A 19,918-nucleotide genomic window follows, 5' to 3' on the forward strand; every position below is an offset into this window, starting at 1 on the left:
ACGGCACTCGCCACACGGAGGAACTCATGAAGCGCAACTACGTCATCGCATGCATCGCCGCCGGGGCCCTGGCGGCGGGCGGCACGGCCACCGGGGTCGCCCTCGCCGACGGCGGCGGCCCCGGTCCGGGCTCCTCCCCGATTGCCGCCCCCACGAAGGCCTCCGCCCCGGCCGGGGCGGACGCACCGGCCGCGAGCACCACATCCGGTGCGGCTTCCGGCTCCGGCTCCGGCTCCGGCTCCGGCTCCAGCGGCGTGGCCACGGTCGACCGGGTGGTCCGCTCCGCCCAGGCGTCCGAACCCGGTACGGTCACCTCCGCCGAACTGGACCACGGCCGCTGGGAGGTGGACCTCTACGGCAAGGACCGCGTCTGGCACGAGATCCACCTGGACCGCAGGACGGCCGAGGTCATCGCGTCGCGCCCGGACGGCGGCGACCAGGACGACCGCAAGGGCGCCCCGGTCACCGCGGTCCACGCCGCAGCGGCGGCCCTCGGAGCCGTACCGGGCACGGTCACCTCGGTCGAGCTCGACAACGGCCGCTGGGAAGCCGAGGTGACGGCGCACAACGGCTCCCGGCACGGGGTCTACATCGACCTGAACACCGGCAAGGTCACGTCCCAGCACCTGGACCGGCACCAGCACGACGACGACGGGGACGACGACTGACACCGGGACGACATCTGGTCCGGAACCCGGCCGGCAGGACGGAACCCGCGGAGAACAGGGCGGGAGCCGCCGCCAGCGCGAAGCAGAGAGCGAGCGGAACGCGGCCGATCAGGACGCCGACCGCGGCCGTACCCCCCGTCGACCCGGCGTTCACCGCGGTGTTGACCCAGGCACCGGCCCGGGTGCGGGCGTCCGGGGCCGCGCACTCGTCGGCGATCAGATACGCGGTCGTCAGCGCGGGCGCCACGAAAAGACCCGCCAGGACGGCGGCAGCGCCCAGCACCCGGAGGTCCGGCGCGAGCCCGGCGCCGGCCAGGGTGAGCCCGAGGCCCGCGGCGAGCAGCGCGAGCCGCAGCCGGGCGGGGGCGCGCCAGCTGACCGCCCCGTTGACCAGTCCGCCGACCACACTGCCGACGGAGAGCGCGGCCAGCACCCAGGCGACAGCGGCGGGTCGACCGTGCCGCCCGGCGTCGGCGACGACCAGCAGATCGAGCCCGCCCAGTGCCAGCCCCACCCCCGCGGCCACCACGGCGGGCTGCCAGGGCCGCACGCCCGCGGGCCCGATGCCGCCGGGGGCCGAGTCCGGGGGCAGAGCGTCGGCGGGCGGTGAGCCGTCGGGCGGTGAGTCGGCGGTGTTCTCGCGGTGCGGACCGTCCGCGACCGGCGACGCCACCAGGGCCAGGGTCCCCGCCAGCACCAGGACGGCGCTGACGGCGACCCCCGCCGAGGGTGAGGCGCAGGTCACCAGGGCGCCGACGAGCAACGGCCCGGCGACGTAGAGCAGTTCCTCGGCAACCCCGTCCAGGCTGTACGCACGCTGCAGCAGTTCCCGGCCGGGGGCGAGCCGGCGCCACAGGGTCCGCATGGTCGGCCCGAGTGGTGGCGTCCCCGCACCGGCGGCCGCGGCCAGGGCCAGGATCAGCGGCGGGGGTGCGCCCGGGTGCAGGGTGGCGGCGGCGAGGGCCAGGAGCAGCACCGCGTAGCAGCCCGCCATCGGGACGAGCGACCGGCGGGGGCCGTGGCGGTCGACGAGGGCGGCCCTGGCGGGCGAGAGGCAGACACTGGTCGCCCCGAAGAGCGCCATGGCGGTACCCGCGAGGGCGAAGGAGGCCGAGGCGTCCCTGACGGCGAGTACGAGGGAGAGGGAGACCGTCCCGTAGGAGAGACGGCCGATGAGGGCGGCACCGAAGGTGCGGCGGGCGTACGGGAGCCGCAGGACAGCGGCGTAGGACGGCATGGGGGTTCCTCGGAAGCGGCACGGACAGGACACCGGGTGGTCGGCCGGGTCCTACGCACGGGAGAGGAACATGCGGTCACGGTAGCAGCGGCACCGGCGCCCCGGGAGCCGTATCCGCCCCCCGGCCCGGGCTTCCCGCCGTCGCCCGAGTGCCCTGGAGGCGCCGCCGCTCCGGGTCCTGCCGGCCGGTCTCAGCCCGAGGACTCCGCAGCCCCGGCCGTCACGGCCTCCACCAGGGTGTCCGCCGCCGCGTACGGGTCCAGGCCGCCCGTGACGATCCGTTCGGCCAGGGCGTCGAGGCGGCGGTCCCCGCGCAGGTCGCCGATCCGTTCGCGCAGGGCCGTGACCGCGATCGTCTCGACCTCGTGCGCCGCGCGTGCCTTGCGGCGCTCGGCCAGGACGCCGTGCTCCTCCATCCAGGCCCGGTGCTTCTCCAGCGCCTCGACGACCTCGTCGACGCCCTCGCCGCGCGCCGCCACGGTCTTCACGATCGGCGGGCGCCAGTCCCCGGGGCCGCGCGCCTCGCCCAGGCCCAGCATGTGGTTGAGCTCGCGCGCGGTCGCGTCGGCGCCGTCCCGGTCGGCCTTGTTGACGACGTACACGTCGCCGATCTCCAGGATTCCGGCCTTGGCGGCCTGGATCCCGTCACCCATGCCGGGCGCCAGCAGCACCACCGACGTGTCGGCCTGCGCGGCGATCTCCACCTCGGACTGGCCGACGCCGACCGTCTCCACCAGCACCACGTCGCACCCGGCGGCGTCCAGCACCCGGATCGCCTGCGGGGCGGCCCAGGCCAGGCCGCCCAGATGGCCCCGGGTCGCCATCGAGCGGATGTAGACGCCCGGGTCGGACGCGTGCTCGGACATCCGGACCCGGTCGCCGAGCAGCGCGCCCCCGGAGAACGGCGACGAGGGGTCGACCGCGAGCACACCGACCCGCTTGCCGGCCCGCCGGTACGCCGAGACCAGCGCCGAGGTGGAAGTCGACTTGCCGACACCGGGCGAACCCGTCAGCCCGACGACGTACGCACCGCCCGTCAGCGGGGCCAGCCGCGCCATCACCTCGCGCAGTTGCGGGGACGCACCCTCCACCAGCGAGATCAGCCGGGCGACGGCCCTCGGCCTGCCCTCACGGGCCTGTTCGACCAGGGTGGGGACGTCCATGTCCACGTTCACAGCTCCGCTCAGTCCGATTCCGTACCGGGGCCCGCGTACTCCGGGCGTCCGCCGTGTCCGGGGCCCGCCGCACTCCGGGCGTCCGCCGTGTCCGGGGCCCGCCGCACTCCGGGCGTCCGCCGTGCTCCGGGCGTCCGTGTCCGGGTGTCCGCCGCCCCGGACCGCTCCTACTTGGGTACGCGCACGATCAGGGCGTCGCCCTGCCCGCCCCCGCCGCACAGGGCCGCGGCGCCGACCCCGCCGCCGCGCCGCTTCAGCTCCAGCGCGAGGTGCAGGACCACCCGGGCGCCGGACATCCCGATGGGGTGGCCGAGCGCGATGGCGCCGCCGTTCACGTTCACCTTTTCCGGCGAGACGCCGAGGTCCTTCATTGACTGGACGGCGACGGCCGCGAACGCCTCGTTGATCTCGATGAGGTCGAGGTCGTCGACGCCGATGCCCTCCTTGCCCAGCGCGTGCCGGATGGCGTTCGACGGCTGGGACTGGAGGGAGTTGTCGGGGCCCGCCACGTTGCCGTGCGCACCGATCTCGGCGATCCAGTCGAGGCCGAGCTCCTCCGCCTTGGCCTTGCTCATCACCACGACGGCGGCCGCACCGTCGGAGATCTGCGACGAGGTGCCCGCGGTGATCGTGCCGTCCTTGGTGAACGCCGGGCGCAGCTTGCCGAGGGACTCCGCCGTCGTCTCGGCCCTGATCCCCTCGTCCTGCGAGAAGAGCACCGGGTCGCCCTTGCGCTGCGGGATCTCGACCGGCGTGATCTCGGCCTCGAACAGCCCGTTCTTCTGCGCGGCGGCGGCCCGCTGGTGGGAGGTGGCCGCGAAGGCGTCCTGCGGGGCGCGGTCGATGCCGAGCCGGGTGTTGTGCTTCTCGGTGGACTCGCCCATCGGGATGGAATCGAAGGAGTCCGTGAGGCCGTCGTACGCCATCGAGTCGAGCATCTCGACCGCGCCGTACTTGTAGCCCTCACGGGACTTCGGCAGCAGATGCGGCGCGTTGGTCATGGACTCCTGGCCGCCGGCCACCACCACGTCGAACTCACCGGCGCGGATGAGCTGGTCGGCGAGGGCGATGGCGTCCAGCCCGGAGAGGCAGACCTTGTTGATGGTCAGCGCGGGGACGTTCATGGGGATGCCCGCCTTGACGGCGGCCTGGCGTGCCGGGATCTGCCCTGCCCCGGCCTGGAGCACCTGCCCCATGATCACGTACTGCACCTGGTCACCGCCGATGCCGGCGCGCTCCATCGCCGCCCTGATCGCGAAGGCTCCGAGGTCGGCCCCGGAGAAGGACTTGAGCGAACCGAGGAGCCGGCCCATCGGGGTCCTGGCTCCGGCGACGATCACGGAGGTACTGCTGTTCGTTCCAGACATGAGGCGCGGCCCCTTGGAAGAGAGTGAACGAGGGTTTACTTGAATGTACTGAGCGGTACCCCGCTCGTCATCGCCCTGCCCATGTGATCGCGCGCACGTTGCGTAACCATGTGTCGGCGCGCTGCACTGGGGGAATGCTGACGCGAATCGACCACATCGGGATCGCCTGCTTCGACCTCGACAGGACTGTCGAGTTCTACCGGGCGACATACGGCTTCGAGGTGTTCCACACCGAGGTCAACGAGGAGCAGGGCGTCCGGGAGGCCATGCTCAAGATCAACGAGACATCCGACGGCGGCGCCTCCTATCTCCAGCTCCTGGAGTCCGTCCGCGAGGACTCCGCGGTGGGCAAGTGGCTGGCCAAGAACGGTGAGGGCGTCCACCACATCGCCTTCGGCACCGCGGACGTGGACGGCGAATCCCAGGATATTCGGGACAAGGGCGTCCGTGTGCTGTACGACGAGCCGCGCACCGGTTCCATGGGATCCCGCATCACGTTCCTGCACCCCAAGGACTGCCATGGGGTGCTGACGGAGCTGGTCACGGCGGCCGCCCCGCACGGAACACCGGAAGAAGCGGACCCACTGGCTCGTAAGGAGCACTGACCTCCGGATACCCGGGCCGGTAGAGTGGGCTGCTCCGGTCCGGGGCCGGATCGGGGCCTGTGACCCATGCCTCGTCGTTGATCTGACACCATTCCCCCGGGGGCCCGTCTTCGCCGAGACGGCGGCGCTCGTACGGGAAGAGTGTGTTGCGACCAGGGGACGGATGGGACCGCGCAGTGCGGGGCTACGAACGCCAGGAGAGCCACCGGGCTGAAGACGACCATCTTTCGCGGTTCGAGGCCGAGATGGACCGGCTGAAGACCGAGCGGGAGAAGGCCGTACAGCACGCCGAGGACCTCGGTTACCAGGTCGAGGTCTTGCGTGCCAAGCTCCACGAGGCGCGCCGCAATCTGGCGTCCCGTCCTGCCTACGACCAGGCGGACATCGGCTACCAGGCCGAGCAGTTGCTGCGGAACGCACAGGTGCAGGCCGACCAGTTGCGCACCGACGCCGAGCGCGAACTGCGCGAGGCGCGCGCCCAGACGCAGCGCATCCTCCAGGAGCACGCCGAGCACCAGGCCAGGCTCCAGGCCGAGCTGCACAGCGAGGCGGTCACCCGGCGCCAGCGCCTGGACCAGGAGCTGTCCGAGCGCCGGCAGACCGTCGAGTCGCACGTCAACGAGAACGTGGCCTGGGCCGAGCAGTTGCGCGCCCGGACCGAGTCCCAGGCGCGCAGGCTCATGGACGAGTCGCGCGCCGAGGCCGAGCAGTCCCTGGCCGCCGCCCGCGCCGAGGCCGAGCGGCTGGTCACCGAGGCCCGCCAGCGCCTGGGCTCCGAGGCCGAGTCGGCCCGCAGCGAGGCCGACACGATCCTGCGCAGGGCCCGCGCCGAGGCGGAACGGCTGCTGACCGCCGCCTCCACCCAGGCGCAGGAGGCCACCACCCACGCCGAGCAGCTGCGTACGTCCACGACCGCCGAGTCCGACCAGGCCCGCCGGCAGGCCGCCGAGCTCAGCCGCGGTGCCGAGCAGCGGGTCCAGGAGGCCGAGCGCGCGCTGCGCGAGGCGCGGGCGGAGGCCGAGAAGGTCCTCACCGAGGCGAAGGACGCGGCGGCCAAGCAGCTCACCACGGCCGATTCGGTCAACGAGCAGCGCACCCGCACCGCGAAGGCGGAGATCGCCCGGCTCGTCGGCGAGGCGACCAAGGACGCGGAGGCCCTCAAGGCGGAGGCCCAGCAGGCACTTGAGGACGCCCGGGGCACTGCGGAGCGGATGGTCACCGAGGCCGGTGACAAGGCCCGTACAGCAGCGGCCGAGGACACCGCGGCCCAGCTGGCCAAGGCCGCCAGGACCGCCGAGGAGGTCCTGACGAAGGCCTCCGAGGACGCCAGGTCGACCACCCGCGCCGCGGCCGAGGAGGCCGAGCGGATCCGCCACGAGGCGGAGGCGGAGGCCGCGCGGCTCAGCGACGAGGCCGCCGAGTCCGCCGCGCAGCTCAAGGGCGCGGCCAAGGACGACACCAAGGAGTACCGCGCCAAGACGGTCGAGCTCCAGGACGAGGCGCGCAGGCTCCGCGGCGAGGCCGAGCAGCTGCGGTCCGACGCCGTCGCGGAGGGCGAGCGCATCCGTGGTGAGGCCCGCCGGGAGGCCGTGCAGCAGATCGAGGAGGCGGCGCGGACCGCCGAGGAGCTGCTGGCCAAGGCGACGGCCGACGCGGACGAGGTCCGCTCCGCAGCCACCGCCGAGTCCGAGCGGGTACGTGCCGAGGCCGTCGAGCGCGCCACGACGCTGCGCACCCAGGCCGAGGAGACGCTGGAACGCACCCGTGCCGAGGCCGAGCGGCTGTCCGCCGAGGCCGAGGAGCACGCCGAGGAGACCCGTACCCAGGCCGAGGAGGCCGCCGGTGCGCTGCGCGAGGAGAACGAACGCGGCATAGAGGCCCGCAGGGCCGAGGCGGCGGACGAGCTGGCGCGGCTGCACACCGAGGCCGAGGAGCGGCTGAGCGCCGCCGAGACGGCGCTGGCCGACGCCCGCACCGAGGCGCAGCGGCTCCGCAAGGAGACCGCGGACGAGACCGAGCGGCTGCGCACCGAGGCGGCCGAGCGGGTCCGCGCCCTCCGTGCGCAGGCCGAGCAGGAGGCCGAGCGGCTGCGTGACGAGGCCGCGGCGGACGCCTCGCAGGCCCGCGCCGAGGGCGAGAACATCGCCGTACGGCTGCGCGGTGAGGCCACCGCGGAGGCGGAGCGGCTCAAGTCCGAGGCGCAGGACAGCGCCGACCGGATGCGCGCCGAGGCGGCGGCAGCGGCCGAACGCGTCGGCACCGAGGCGCAGGAGGCGCTCGCCGCCGCCCAGGAGGAGGCCAACCGGCGCCGCAGGGAGGCCGAGGAGACGCTGACCTCGGCCCGCGGCGAGGCCGAGCAGGAGCGGACCCAGGCGCGCGGCCAGAGCGAGGAGTTGCTGGCCTCCGCGCGCAAGCGGGTGGAGGAGGCGCAGGCCGAGGCCGCGCGGCTGGTCGAGGAGGCGGACCGCAGGGCCGGCGAGCTGGTGTCGGCGGCCGAGCAGACCGCGCAGCAGGTACGGGACTCCGTCGCGGGTCTCCAGGACCAGGCGGAACAGGAGATCACCGGGCTGCGCTCGGCGGCGGAGCACGCGGCCGAGCGGACCAGGACCGAGGCGCAGGAGGAGGCGGACCGGCTCCGCTCCGACGCGCACGCCGAGCGGGAGCGCGCGTCCGGCGACGCGAGCCGGATCCGGAGTGTCGCCCAGGAGGAGTCCGAGGCCGCCAAGTCCCTCGCGGAGCGCACCGTTTCGGAGGCCATCGCCGAGTCGGACAAGCTGCGCTCGGACACCGCCGAGTACGCCCAGCGCATGCGGACCGAAGCCTCCGACGCGGTGGCATCGGCCGAGCAGGACGCGGCCCGCGCCCGGGCCGACGCCCGCGAGGACGCCAACCGCATCCGTTCGGACGCCGCGGGCCAGGCGGACGCCCTGATCGCGGAGGCCTCCGGCGAGTCGGAGCGGATGCGGGCCGAGGCGGCCGAGACCGTGGGCTCCGCCCAGCAGGCCGCCGAGCGCATCCGGGCGGAGGCCGAGCGGGTCAGGACCGACGCCGCGGCCGCTGCCGAACAGCTGCGCGCCGAGGCCCAGTCGGAGTCCGACCGGGTGCTGGACGAGGCACGCGAGGTGGCGGCCAAGCGCCGCGCGGACGCGGCGGAACAGGCCGATCAGCTGATGTCGAAGGCCCAGGAGGAGGCGCTGCGCACCGCCACCGAGGCCGAGGCGCAGGCCGACACGATGGTCGGTGCGGCCCGTCAGGAGGCCGACCGGATCACCGCGGGGGCGACCGTCGAGGGCAACAGCCTGGTGGAGCGGTCCCGTACGGACGCCGACGAGCTGCTCGTCGGCGCGCGCCGGGACGCGACCGCCATAAGAGAGCGGTCCGAGGAGCTGCGGGACCGGGTGACGGCCGAGATCGAGGAGCTGCACGAGCGGGCCCGCCGCGAGACCGCCGAGCAGCTGAGGTCGGCGGGCGAACGCGTCGACAAGCTGCTGAAGGCGGCCGCCGACCAGCAGGCCGAGGCCGAGGCGAAGGCCAAGGAGCTGGTGTCCGACGCCGAGTCGGAGGCGGCCAGTGTCCGGATCTCCGCCGTCAAACGGGCCGAGGCCCTTCTGAAGGAGGCCGAGCAGAAGAAGGCCGGTCTGATACAGGAGGCCGAGAAGCTCAAGTCGGACGCCGCGACCGAATCGGACCATCTCATCGAGGAAGCCACCCGCGAGCACGATGTGCTGATGCGCCGCCGGCAGGACATCCAGGCCGAAATCTCCCGTGTCCAGGACGTACTCGAGGCGTTGGAATCCTTTGAGGCGCCGACCGGGAGCGGCAAGACCGCAGACGGCGTCAAGGCAGGTGCGGCGGCAGGGGGAACTCGTTCGAGCGGCAAGCCCTCTGATGGCTAGCCACTCAAAAGGCTGGACATTCTCCAGATCAAACCGGCATCCGCTCGATGACACGCCGCTTCGGCCCCTAGGATTCCCCCTATCACCTCACCGGTCTCATTCGACAGGAACCCCATGAGCGACACTTCCTCCCCATTCGGCTTCGAGCTCGTGCGGCGTGGTTACGACCGCGGTCAGGTGGATGACCGCATTACCAAGCTCGTCGCCGACCGTGACAGCGCTCTGGCACGGATCACCTCTCTGGAAAAGCGCATCGAGGAACTCCACCTCGAGACGCAGAACGCGCAGGCCCAGGTCAACGACGCGGAGCCGTCGTACGCGGGTCTCGGCGCGCGCGTCGAGAAGATCCTCCGGCTGGCCGAGGAGGAGGCGAAGGACCTCCGTGAGGAGGCCCGTCGCGCGTCCGAGCAGCACCGCGAGCTCGCCGAGTCGGCCGCCCAGCAGGTCCGCAACGACGCCGAGTCCTTCGCCGCCGAGCGCAAGGCGAAGGCCGAGGACGAAGGCGTCCGGATCGTCGAGAAGGCCAAGGGCGAAGCGTCCACGCTGCGCTCCGAGGCCCAGAAGGACGCGCAGTCCAAGCGTGAGGAGGCCGACGCGCTCTTCGAGGAGACCCGCGCCAAGGCCGCCCAGGCCGCCGCGGACTTCGAGACGAACCTGGCCAAGCGCCGCGAGCAGTCGGAGCGTGACCTGGCCTCGCGTCAGGCCAAGGCCGAGAAGCGTCTGGCCGAGATCGAGCACCGCGCCGAGCAGCTCCGTCTGGAGGCGGAGAAGCTGCGTACGGACGCCGAGCGCCGCGCCCGTCAGACGGTGGAGACGGCTCAGCGCCAGGCCGAGGACATCGTGGCCGACGCGAACGCCAAGGCCGACCGGATCCGCAGCGAATCGGAGCGCGAGCTGGCGGCGCTCACCAACCGCCGCGACTCGATCAACGCGCAGCTGACCAACGTCCGCGAGATGCTGGCCACGCTGACCGGTGCCGCGGTCGCCGCGGCCGGTGCGCCGGCCGACGAGGAGCCGGCCTCCCGCGGGGTCCCGGCCCAGCAGACCCGCTGACCCGCCGCCCCTCCCGCGGGGCCGCGTCCGCACACCTCCGCGCCGATCCGTGGCGCACAGCAAGCCCCCCGTCATTCCGGTGGCGGGGGGCTTGCTGTGCGCCTAGCGTTGCCCCGTGCTGCCCTCAGGATTCCGCGGCCCGGCCGGGGGCAGGGGGAAGGCCAGGCGAATCACCCGAAACGACGAGGCGGAACGCAGTGATCGAACTCTCGGGGCTGACCAAACGTTATGGCGAGAAGACGGCGGTCGACCAGCTGACCTTCAACGTACGGCCGGGCATCGTCACCGGCTTCCTGGGGCCGAACGGCGCCGGGAAGTCCACCACGATGCGCATGGTCCTCGGCCTGGACAACCCCACGGGGGGCGATGTCCGGATCGACGGCAAGCACTACGCGGACCTGAAGGACCCGCTGCGGCACATCGGCGCGCTGCTGGACGCCAAGACGATGCACGGCGGGCGTACGGCCTACAACCACCTCCTCTGTCTCGCGCAGAGCAACGGCATCCCGGCGTCCCGGGTCGGCGAGGTGCTGGAGACCGTCGGCCTCTCGGCGGTGGCGAAGAAGCGCGCCAAGGGATTCTCGCTCGGCATGGGGCAGCGGCTCGGTATCGCGGGCGCGCTGCTCGGCGACCCCGAGATCCTGATGTTCGACGAGCCGGTGAACGGACTGGACCCCGAGGGCATCCACTGGATCCGCAACCTCATGAAGTCGCTCGCCGGTCAGGGCCGCACGATCTTCGTCTCGTCGCACCTGATGAGTGAGATGGCCCTCACCGCCGACCACCTGGTCGTCATCGGCCAGGGGCGGCTGATGGCGGACACCAGCATGGCGGATTTCATCGCGCAGAACTCGCGGTCGTACGTACGGCTGCGCTCCCCGCAGCAGGAGCAGCTCTCCGACGTGCTGCACGAGGCGGGGTACAAGCCGGTCCCGGCGGGTGACGGCACGCTCGAAGTGGACGGCACCGCAGCGGCCGACATCGGCGAACTCGCCGCCCGGCACCAGCTCGTCCTGCACGAGCTGAGTCCCCAGCAGGCTTCACTCGAAGAGGCGTTCATGCAGCTCACCGCGGAGTCGGTGGAGTACCACGCACACGACGGCGGCAACAGCACACGGCCGGGGGCACCGCAGCAGCCGGGACAGCAGCCCGGGTGGGGCCAGAACCCGCAGCAGCCCGGGCAGCAGCCCAGGTGGGGCCAGAACCCGAAAAGGGGGGCCTGACCATGGCGGCCGCCCAGGTGATGAAGTCGGAGTGGACCAAGATCCGCTCGGTGCAGTCCACCGTCTGGACGCTGGCGAGCGCGCTGGTGGTCACGGTGGCGTTCGGGGCGCTGTTCAGCGCCCTGTCGAACTCGCAGTTCAGCAACATGAGCCGGTCGGACCGGCTCACCTTCGACCCGACGTCGGTGAGCTTCGCGGGGATCGTGCTCGGTCAGCTCGCGCTGATCGTCTTCGGGGTGCTGGTGGTCTCGAACGAGTACAGCACCGGAATGATCCGGATGTCGCTGGCGGCGGTGCCACAGCGCGCCACCTTCTACTTCAGCAAGATCGTCGTCGCCACGGTCCTCGCGTTCGTCGTCGGTGTGGTGACGAGCTTCGCGACGTACTTTCTCGGCCAGGCGCTGCTCGGCAGCCACCGTTCACATATCGGTGACCCCGGTGTGCTGCGGGCGGTCTTCGGCGCCGCGCTGTACATGACGCTGATCACGATGTTCTCGATGGGCATCGCCTCGCTGCTGCGCAGCCCCATGCTGTCGCTGGGCATCCTGATGCCGTTCTTCTTCCTGATCTCCAACATCCTGGGGAGCGTCTCGGCCACCAAGAAGGTCGGCGAGTACCTCCCCGACCAGGCCGGGAGGCAGATCACTCAGGTGGTGTCGAGCAGTCACGACGCCCCGTACGGGCCCTGGGCCGGGCTGGGGATCATGGCCCTGTGGGTGGTGGCCGCCGTACTCGCCGGCTATGTGCTGCTGAAGAAGCGCGACGCCTGACGTCGTTCCGGGGCGGGCGGCCGGAGACCACCGGCTCGCACGACGTGCTGGAACCGTCAAGGCCTGGATATCCTCCTCACTCATACGGGGGTGTTCGGCCGGACTCGGCCAGGCCCCGACGACACGAAAAACGTCGATGGGGCTGGAGAATGATCGAGGCAGTCGGCCTGACGAAGCGCTACGGCGCCAAGACGGCCGTGTACAACCTTTCCTTCCAGGTGCGGCCCGGCACGGTGACCGGCTTCCTGGGGCCCAACGGCTCCGGGAAGTCGACCACCATGCGCATGATCCTCGGCCTCGACCAGCCGACCTCCGGCCACGTCACGATCGGCGGCCACCCCTTCCGCAAGCTGCCGAACGCCCCCCGGCAGGTCGGCGCGCTGCTCGACGCCAAGGCGGTGCACGGCGGCCGCAGCGCGCGCAGCCATCTGCTCTCGCTGGCGCAGCTCTCCGGGATCCCGGCGAGCCGGGTCGACGAGGTGCTCGGTGTGGTCGGCCTGCAGGAGGTGGCCCGGAAGCGTTCCAAGGGGTTCTCGCTCGGCATGGGGCAGCGCCTGGGCATCGCCGCCGCGCTGCTCGGCGACCCGCAGGTCCTGCTCTTCGACGAGCCCGTCAACGGCCTCGACCCGGAGGGCATCCTCTGGGTCCGCAACCTGATGAAGTCCCTTGCGGCGGAGGGCCGTACCGTCTTCGTCTCGTCGCACCTGATGAGCGAGATGGCCCTCACCGCCGACCAGCTGATCGTGATCGGCCGGGGCCAGCTGCTCTCGGACATGAGCGTCAAGGACTTCATCTCGCACAACTCGGCCGACTTCGCGCGGGTCCGCACCCCGGACGTGCCGCAGCGCGAGAAGCTGACGGCCGCGCTCACCGAGGCCGGCGGGCAGGTCATGCCGGAGCAGGACGGGGCGCTGCGGGTGACGGGGCTGCCGCTGACACGGATCAGTGACGTCGCGCACGACGGGGACGTACGGCTGTGGGAGCTCTCCCCGCACCAGGCCTCGCTGGAGGAGGCGTACATGCGGATGACGCAGGGCGCGGTCGACTACCGCTCCACGGCGGACCAGCTGTCCGGCTTCGAGCAGCCGGGCCACCCGCTGCCCGCGCCGCCGGAGGTGCCGCAGCAGAGCTGGTACGCCCCTCCGCCGCCCGGCCCGAACCCGTACGCTCCCCCGGCTGCCGCCGCGCCCGCGCCCCCCGCCACCGGCCCCGCGGCGCCGCAGGCCGCCGCCCCCGCGCCCGCTCCCGCCCCGGAGGACCTCCGATGACGACCCCCGCTTCCGCGCCGTTCCAGCCGCCGCAGCAGCAGCCGCCCCGCCCCCCGCAGGCCCCGTACTACGTCTCGCCGATCCCGGTGACCGACGCGCACCTCGGGCACGCCGTGGCTTCGGAGTGGACGAAGATCAGGTCGGTCCGCTCCACGATGTGGACGCTCGGCGTGCTGATCGTGCTCGTCTTCGGCATCGGCCTGCTGTCGACGGTCGCCATCAGGTCGTCCGGTTCCACCATGAACGGCACCCCCGTGCTGAGCATGGGGTTCTTCGGTGTGCTGCTCGGCTCCATGTGCGTGATCACGCTCGGCGTGCTGACGGTGGCCTCCGAGTACGGCACCGGCATGATCCGCACGACCCTGACCGCCTGCCCCAGCCGGGCCCGGGTGCTCGCCGCGAAGGCGATCGTCTTCTTCCTGCTGGCCTTCGTGATCCTGCTGGTGACGACCACGCTGGTCGCGATGTTCCAGTACGCGATGCTCAAGGGGACGGGCGCCCGGACGCCGGACGGCGAACAGTGGATCCTCGCGACGTTCGGCGTCAGCCTCTACGTCGCCCTGCTGGGGCTGCTGTCGCTGGCTGTCGGCTCGCTGATCCGGCACTCGGCCGGTGCAATCACGGTCATGCTCGGGGTGGTGCTGCTCCCGCTGGTGCTGGCGCTGTTCATGTTCGCCCAGTCGCTGTCCGGCCTGCGCGACAAGCTCTTCGAGTACTCGATCCCCAACCAGCTCAGCGCGTTCTACAGCACCTCCGTCTCCAGCACCGGCCCGTCGGGGTGGCAGCCGCTGTGGATCCTGCTCGGGGTCACGGCGGTGGTGTACGCGGGCGCGCTCGCCGCGCTCAGCAACCGGGACGTCTGAGCCGGCCGGGGCGGACAGATCCGTCAGTACCGCGGTGCGTTACGGGACCGCTGCACCCGTGAGGTGCGGCGGTCCTTCGCGTTCCAGCAGGCCTTGTGCCAGTGCCTGCGGTCGTCGACCCCGCCGTACTCGGGCCAGGCCACCACATGCGGCACCCCCGAGGGAATCTCCTGGTCGCAGCCGGGGCACCGGTAGCGCTTGCCCTGCGCGCTCGCCCCGCTGACCATGCGGACCGACCATTCCTCGCCCTGCCAGGACTCGGTGGCCTGGAGGCCGAAGCGGTCCGGTCCCCCACCCCTACCGACGGGCTCGCTCGGCTTCTCGCCCGCACGGGGGCGGTTGCGGCGCGGGGACACGTAACACCTCACGGGGCAGAGCGGACAGTTTCTCGCTCGGTCCAGCCTACGGGCAGCGGAACGGCACATCCGTATCGCTCACCGTGAGAGCGTGAAAGCCCCGGGAGCCCCGCTTACCGGAAAATCACAACAACTTTGCGATGGGCCGTGCCCTTGGCACGTGTCAGGCGTTGTTGCCAATAAGGGGAGAGTCGCGTCGGCCGCAAGGAGGCAGAAGGCGATGCGTGTTGGGGCATTTGTACTGGCAGCCCAGTTCCCGGGGCAGGGGCAGGAAGAGACACTGCACCGCGCGGTGCGGTCCGCCGAGGTCGCCGAGGAGTCCGGGCTCGATGCGGTCTGGCTGGCCGAGCACCATTTCGTCCCGTACGGGGTGTGCCCGTCGGCGGTGACGCTGGCCGCGATGGTGCTGGGCCGCACCCGGCGTATCCGGGTCGGTACGGCGGTGAGCGTCCTGCCGACCGTGCACCCGGTGGCGCTGGGCGAGCAGGCGGCGCTGCTGCACATCACATCGGGCGGACGGTTCAGCCTCGGGGTGGGGCGCGGCGGGCCCTGGGTGGACCTGGAGGTCTTCGGCTCCGGGCTCGGCGCGTACGAGAGCGGGTTCCCGGAGTCGCTGGATCTGCTGCTGCGGTGGCTGCGCGAATCCCGGGTGTCGGCCGACGGGGAGCGCTTCCGCTTCCGTGAGGTCGCGGTCGTACCGAGGCCGCAGGAGCTGCGGTGCGGTGACGTGCCGGGGCCCGAGGTCATCGTGGCGTGCACCTCACCGGCCAGTGTGCGGCTCGCCGCCGAGCGCGGGCTGCCGATGCTGCTCGGGATGCACTCGGACGACGAGGAGAAGGCCGAAATGGTCGCCCTGTGGCGAACGCACGCGCGGGCGGCGGGAGTTCCGCCCGAAACCGTGGCGGACGGCGGGCACGTGGCGGCCGGGGTGGCGCAGATCGCGGACCGCCGGGCCGAGGCGGCGGAGACTCTGGTCAAGGCGATGCCGGGCTGGCTCAAACAGGGACTTGACGCCCACGTGACCGTCGACGGCAGGCACCGTGCGATGCGGGACCCGGTCGCGTACACGGAGATGCTCTGCGGGATCCATCCGGTGGGCCCTCCCCGCCTGGCTGCCGACCGGCTCGCGGCCACGGCGGAGAGGACCGGCATCACACGGTTCGCGATGCTGGTGGAGGGTTCGGGCGATGTAGCGGCCACCGAGGAGAACCTCCGGCTGATCGGAGCCGAAGTCCTTCCGCGATTGCACTGATCCGGTGGAACCGGGCGCTGCCGCTCCGGCAGCCTAGACACCTCCAGCGGTGCGGAGCGGCAGCCCGGGGCGTCAGCAGTCCCTGAGTTCCGGAGACTGGTTCAGTAGCTGACCCCTGATCGAGGTGAAGCGGCCGAGCCGCTCATCGACCGAGGGATCGAGCGGGAAGACCGCCACACGGTGACAGTTCTGGAATGCCAGGCGCACCCCGAAATGCCGCTGCAGCGCTCCGCGTATCGCGTCACTCGCGAGTGCGCGCAGCAGCTGCCCGCGCGCCTGCTCATTGGGGGGAGGCGTCTGGTTGTCGGCGAACTCGCCGCCGTCGACCTTCAGCTGGACCGCCAGAGAGCTGATCATCTCCCATGCGTAGGGCAGGGAGGTCCGGACGCAGTCGATGAAGTCGGCTTCATCGACCTCGCCTCGCTCGGCCTGTTCGAGTAGGGCCGGTGAGACGTCGAGCGACATGGGTTCTCCTCTCGCGACCCCGGAGGAGCCGGGGCCTTACGGGCAGGGGCGGGAGGATCGCGACGCAGAGTACACGCGTGACGACCTCCTGCTTCCACGGTATGCGTGCGCAGGCGCCCGCACCAGGAGAATGGGCACACAACCGGCCAATAACGAACGGGGTTGTTCAGGGCGAATCGCGTACAAGCCGCGATGTCGAGTAGCGTTGCCGACCATGCGTCTCGTCATCGCCCGCTGCTCCGTCGACTATGCGGGCCGCCTCACCGCCCATCTGCCGTCCGCTCCGCGCCTGATCCTGGTCAAGGCCGACGGAAGCGTCTCGATTCATGCGGACGACAGGGCGTACAAACCCCTCAACTGGATGTCTCCGCCCTGCACTCTGAAGGAGGGGACGGGGGACGACACCGGTCAGTGGACGGTCGTGAACAAGGCGGGCGAGAAGCTCATCATCACGATGGAGGAGGTCCTCCACGACTCCTCGCACGAGCTGGGCGTCGACCCGGGGCTCATCAAGGACGGCGTGGAGGCCCACCTCCAGGAACTCCTCGCCGACCGCATCGAAACCCTCGGTGAGGGCCACACCCTGATTCGGCGTGAATACATGACGGCGATCGGCCCGGTGGACATCCTCTGCCGGGACGCGGACGGCGGGACCGTGGCCGTCGAGCTGAAGCGGCGCGGCGACATCGACGGCGTGGAGCAGCTCACCCGCTATCTGGAGCTGCTGAACCGGGATCCCCATCTGGCCCCGGTGAAGGGCGTCTTCGCGGCGCAGGAGATCAAGCCGCAGGCCCGGGTGCTGGCCACGGACCGCGGGATCGAGTGCGTGGTGCTCGACTACGACGCGATGCGGGGCATCGAGGACGACAAGCTGCGGCTCTTCTGAGACCGCGGGTACGGCTGAAGCGGAAGGCCCCGGCGGACACCGTGTCCACCGGGGCCTTCCGCTGTGTACGTGTCAGTCCGCCGAAGGAGACGAGGGGGACACGGAGGACGCCCGCGCGTCCTGCGGAGGAGTCGACGGACTCCCGCTGTCCACCGGCCCGTTGGAGGCCGTGGAGGGCCGCATGACGCTCTGGGTGGACGAGGGCGAATTGGCGGGCGGCGGGTCCTCGGACGCCGAGCCCGACGGGGTGGGGCTCGGGCTGCCGGGCGGGTCGCTCGGGGATGTGGACGGGCTGCTGGGCGGCGAGTGCGAGGGCTTGGTCGGCGGCGTCGAGGGCTTCGTGGGCGGCTTCCCGCTGGAACCGGACGGCTTGCCCGACGGGGACGAGGACGCGTCGCCGGGCGTCGAAGCGCCGTCCGACGGGGTGCTGCTCCCGGAGGGCCGGGGGCTGCCGGTGGCGCTCGGGCTGCCGGATGAGGAGGGGGCGCCGGTACCGCTGCCGGCGGAGCCGTCCGAGGTACCGGGCGTGCTCTGCGTCGGCTCGTCCGCGCTCATCCCGTCCTTGCCGGTGTCGTCGTTGACGGACCGGCCCGGCCGGCCGTCCCCGGTCCCGGAGTCGTTGTCGCTCGTGGCGCCGAGGGTCACCACGGTGCCGAGCACTCCGGCGAGCAGCACCCCGGCCCCGGCCGCGACCAGATTGCGCCGGGCGCCTCCCAGGACCGTACGGCGCCGGCCGTGCGGAGCGGCGCCGGCCCCGGGCACCTGCTGGGTGACCAGCGTGATGTGGTCGTCGGGCGCCGGGGAGAGCGAGACGACCGCACCGGCCGCGCCCGTGCCGACGGGAGGCGGAACAGCGTCCTCGTGCGCGGACGGCAGGATCTCGGCCCCCTGCGCCGGGGTGTCGCCGGGGCCGCCCGGCACGTAGCCGCCCAGCGACGCGGCTCCCGAACGGTCGGCGATGAGCGCGAGCGCCCTGCGCCCTGCGACCGTGCCGGCCTTGTCGGCCAGCGCGCCGCGCAGCGCTATGGACGCCTCCAGCTCGGCCAGCGCCCGGTCCGCGTTGCCCGTGCAGAGCGCCAGCACACCCAACTCGTGGTGGAAGTAGGCCTCTTGGGCGACCTCGCCGGAGAGCCTGGCCGCCTCCTGGCCGGTCCGCAGTGCGCGCTCCCAGGCACTCCAGTGCAGTCCGGCGGCGAAGGCCGGGGCGGCGCTGCGGGCCAGCAGCACGGCGGCGCTGGGGTGTCCGGCCTCCGTGCCGGGCACGAGTGCGCTCATCGCGGCGAGGATGGCGTCGGCCTCGGCGGCGGCCCGCTCGGGGGCCACCGAGGGGTGGCCCGCCCACCAGGCGTAGTGCTGGGCGGTGGTCAGCGCGTGCCCGGCGGAATCGTCGGCGTATCCCCCGGCCTCCAGCTGCTGGACGACACCGGCGGCCAGCCGGTGGTGCGAACCGGCCGGGGAGAGGAGCCCGGACCCGGCCAGCTCACCCATCGCCGCGTCGGCGTGGGTGTCGCCGACCAGCGCCGGCAGATGGGCCTGGTGCGGCACCTCGCCGCCGAGCGCCACGGCGAAGGCCAGCGTGGCCCGGGCCGCGTCGCTGAGCCGCTCGGCGAGCAGCTGGGCGGGCGCCGCCCCCTGGCCGAGGGTGGGCAGCGGGACCTCGGGGGCGTCGCCGGGCGGGTCCGCCGTGGCGGAGCCGTCCGGGAAGGCGTCGTCGGTGCTGGGCCCGGGGTACGAGCCGAAGGCCTCGGGACCCGTACGCAGCAGGTCCCGCTGGCGCAGCAGCGCCCCCGCCTGTACGAAGCGCAGCGGCAGCCCCTCCGACTCGAACCACAGGTCGCCCGCCCAGTTGGCCTCCTCGTCGGTGAGCGGCCGCTCCACGGCGCGCTCCAGGAGGTCGAGCGAGGCGCTGCGCCCGAGACCGCCGAGGACGACCTCCTCCAGGTGGGACTCGGGGAGCGGGGCGGTCACCTCCGGGGTCGCGGCGAGCAGGAAGGCGCACTCGGGGGTCGCGTCGAGCAGCTCCTCCAGTGCGGCTCCGCCGAACTCCAGGTCGTCCAGGACGACGATCGCGCCGATCCGGCGCACCAGGGCGAGGAGCTCGGCCCTGTCGGGCCGGTGCAGGGGGGCCCGGTGGACGGCGGCGAAGAGCCCGTACAGCAGGTCGGCGGGGGTGCGGTGGTAGCCGGACAGCCGGACGACCCCGTCGGGTGCGAAGGCCGAGCAGTCCCGGGCGACCGCGTCGAGCAGCGAGGTGCGCCCGGAGCCGGCCGGGCCCGTCAGGCGTACGGACCGCCCGCGCGCCAGCAGCCGCACCAGTTGCTCGTGCTCCTCCTGCCGCTCAAGGAGCGGGAGTTCGGGTCCCGCGGGTCCTGGCGGCACCGGCGGGCCCGCCGCCCGCAGCAGGTCCGCGCGCTCCTGGGGGCTGTACCGTTCCGGGGCGCCGGGGTGTTCGCCCGGCGGGCAGTGTTCGATCTCACTGCCGTCGACCGGGTTCACGGTGACCAGGAAGTCACCGGTGACGAGCCGCACGGTGCGGGCGCGGGCGGGCGCCTGCTGTCCGAGGTCGGGTGCGAGCGGATCCCGCGGTGGTCTTGGTGACGCCGGACCACCGGGCCGCCCCGGGCCGTGGCCGGAATCCTGGCCGTGCTCGTCCGGTCCGCTCGTGATCGGATCCATAGGTGAAAGCCCCCAGCTGGCGTTGCGCGCGGTCTGCCTTCCCGGCCTCGCACACCACGCTGTCGCTTCTGGTCCGGCGCCTACCGCACATGGGTTCGTCAATCAGTAGGCGACCGAACCTTAGACCTTCAGCCAGTATCCGTCACCACTCGGGGTCC

16 protein-coding genes are annotated in these 19,918 nt (G+C 72.5%); 10 read left to right on the forward strand and 6 right to left on the reverse strand.

What is annotated here, in order from left to right:
• Positions 1-26: 26 nt before the first annotated feature.
• Entirely contained in the window at positions 27-668 is a 642-nt protein-coding gene (locus OG285_RS09260) for a PepSY domain-containing protein (RefSeq protein ID WP_371790713.1), read from the forward strand.
• Here OG285_RS09260 and OG285_RS09265 read toward each other — a convergent pair.
• The 3 genes from OG285_RS09265 to OG285_RS09275 form a co-directional block, all read right to left on the reverse strand.
• Positions 613-1,905 (reverse strand): MFS transporter, encoded by a 1,293-nt coding sequence (locus OG285_RS09265; protein ID WP_371790714.1) that lies wholly within the window; start codon positions 1,903-1,905, stop codon positions 613-615. The two genes, OG285_RS09260 and OG285_RS09265, sit on opposite strands and share 56 nt — an antisense overlap.
• A gap of 191 nt (positions 1,906-2,096) precedes the next feature.
• On the reverse strand, positions 2,097-3,068 hold the full coding sequence (meaB, locus tag OG285_RS09270; RefSeq protein ID WP_356827084.1) for a methylmalonyl Co-A mutase-associated GTPase MeaB: 972 nt from the start codon (positions 3,066-3,068) through the stop codon (positions 2,097-2,099).
• Positions 3,069-3,247: 179 nt separating this feature from the next.
• Positions 3,248-4,447, reverse strand: coding sequence for an acetyl-CoA C-acetyltransferase (locus tag OG285_RS09275; RefSeq protein WP_356827085.1), 1,200 nt, complete (start codon positions 4,445-4,447; stop codon positions 3,248-3,250).
• Between the two features lie 134 nt (positions 4,448-4,581).
• On the opposite strand from OG285_RS09275, the gene mce reads away from it, so the two are divergent.
• From mce to OG285_RS09310, 7 genes are all read left to right on the forward strand, one after another.
• On the forward strand, positions 4,582-5,052 hold the full coding sequence (gene mce / locus OG285_RS09280; protein ID WP_356827086.1) for a methylmalonyl-CoA epimerase: 471 nt from the start codon (positions 4,582-4,584) through the stop codon (positions 5,050-5,052).
• A 176-nt stretch (positions 5,053-5,228) separates the two neighbouring features.
• Entirely contained in the window at positions 5,229-8,948 is a 3,720-nt protein-coding gene (gene scy / locus OG285_RS09285) for a polarized growth protein Scy (RefSeq protein WP_371790715.1), read from the forward strand.
• 114 nt (positions 8,949-9,062) lie between these two features.
• Positions 9,063-10,001: a cellulose-binding protein gene (locus OG285_RS09290; RefSeq protein WP_356827088.1), complete on the forward strand. Its 939-nt coding sequence runs from the start codon at positions 9,063-9,065 to the stop codon at positions 9,999-10,001.
• Positions 10,002-10,198: 197 nt separating this feature from the next.
• Positions 10,199-11,224, forward strand: coding sequence for an ABC transporter ATP-binding protein (locus OG285_RS09295; protein WP_356827089.1), 1,026 nt, complete (start codon positions 10,199-10,201; stop codon positions 11,222-11,224).
• Positions 11,225-11,226: 2 nt separating this feature from the next.
• Complete coding sequence (locus tag OG285_RS09300) at positions 11,227-11,994, forward strand: ABC transporter permease subunit (RefSeq protein WP_371790716.1); 768 nt, start codon at positions 11,227-11,229, stop codon at positions 11,992-11,994.
• Between the two features lie 149 nt (positions 11,995-12,143).
• Entirely contained in the window at positions 12,144-13,262 is a 1,119-nt protein-coding gene (locus OG285_RS09305) for an ABC transporter ATP-binding protein (RefSeq protein WP_371790717.1), read from the forward strand.
• Positions 13,259-14,125 (forward strand): ABC transporter permease subunit, encoded by an 867-nt coding sequence (locus OG285_RS09310; protein WP_371790718.1) that lies wholly within the window; start codon positions 13,259-13,261, stop codon positions 14,123-14,125. Before OG285_RS09305 ends, OG285_RS09310 begins: the two co-directional genes overlap by 4 nt.
• 23 nt (positions 14,126-14,148) lie before the next feature.
• On the opposite strand, the gene OG285_RS09315 is transcribed toward OG285_RS09310, so the two are convergent.
• Entirely contained in the window at positions 14,149-14,481 is a 333-nt protein-coding gene (locus tag OG285_RS09315) for an ATP/GTP-binding protein (protein ID WP_356827093.1), read from the reverse strand.
• Between the two features lie 220 nt (positions 14,482-14,701).
• On the opposite strand from OG285_RS09315, the gene OG285_RS09320 reads away from it, so the two are divergent.
• The gene (locus OG285_RS09320) at positions 14,702-15,733 is read left to right on the forward strand and encodes an LLM class flavin-dependent oxidoreductase (protein WP_356827094.1); all 1,032 of its coding nucleotides are present in this window, start codon (positions 14,702-14,704) and stop codon (positions 15,731-15,733) included.
• Positions 15,734-15,805: 72 nt separating this feature from the next.
• On the opposite strand, the gene OG285_RS09325 is transcribed toward OG285_RS09320, so the two are convergent.
• The gene (locus OG285_RS09325) at positions 15,806-16,198 is read right to left on the reverse strand and encodes an SCO5389 family protein (RefSeq protein ID WP_164267472.1); all 393 of its coding nucleotides are present in this window, start codon (positions 16,196-16,198) and stop codon (positions 15,806-15,808) included.
• Positions 16,199-16,412: 214 nt separating this feature from the next.
• Between OG285_RS09325 and nucS the strand changes: the two genes are divergently transcribed.
• Positions 16,413-17,084 (forward strand): endonuclease NucS, encoded by a 672-nt coding sequence (gene nucS / locus OG285_RS09330; protein WP_164267471.1) that lies wholly within the window; start codon positions 16,413-16,415, stop codon positions 17,082-17,084.
• Positions 17,085-17,156: 72 nt separating this feature from the next.
• Here nucS and OG285_RS09335 read toward each other — a convergent pair whose 3' ends face one another.
• On the reverse strand, positions 17,157-19,760 hold the full coding sequence (locus OG285_RS09335) for an ATP-binding protein (protein ID WP_371790719.1): 2,604 nt from the start codon (positions 19,758-19,760) through the stop codon (positions 17,157-17,159).
• Positions 19,761-19,918 lie beyond the last annotated feature (158 nt).

This window comes from Streptomyces sp. NBC_01471, from assembly GCF_041438865.1.
Taxonomy (GTDB): domain Bacteria; phylum Actinomycetota; class Actinomycetes; order Streptomycetales; family Streptomycetaceae; genus Streptomyces.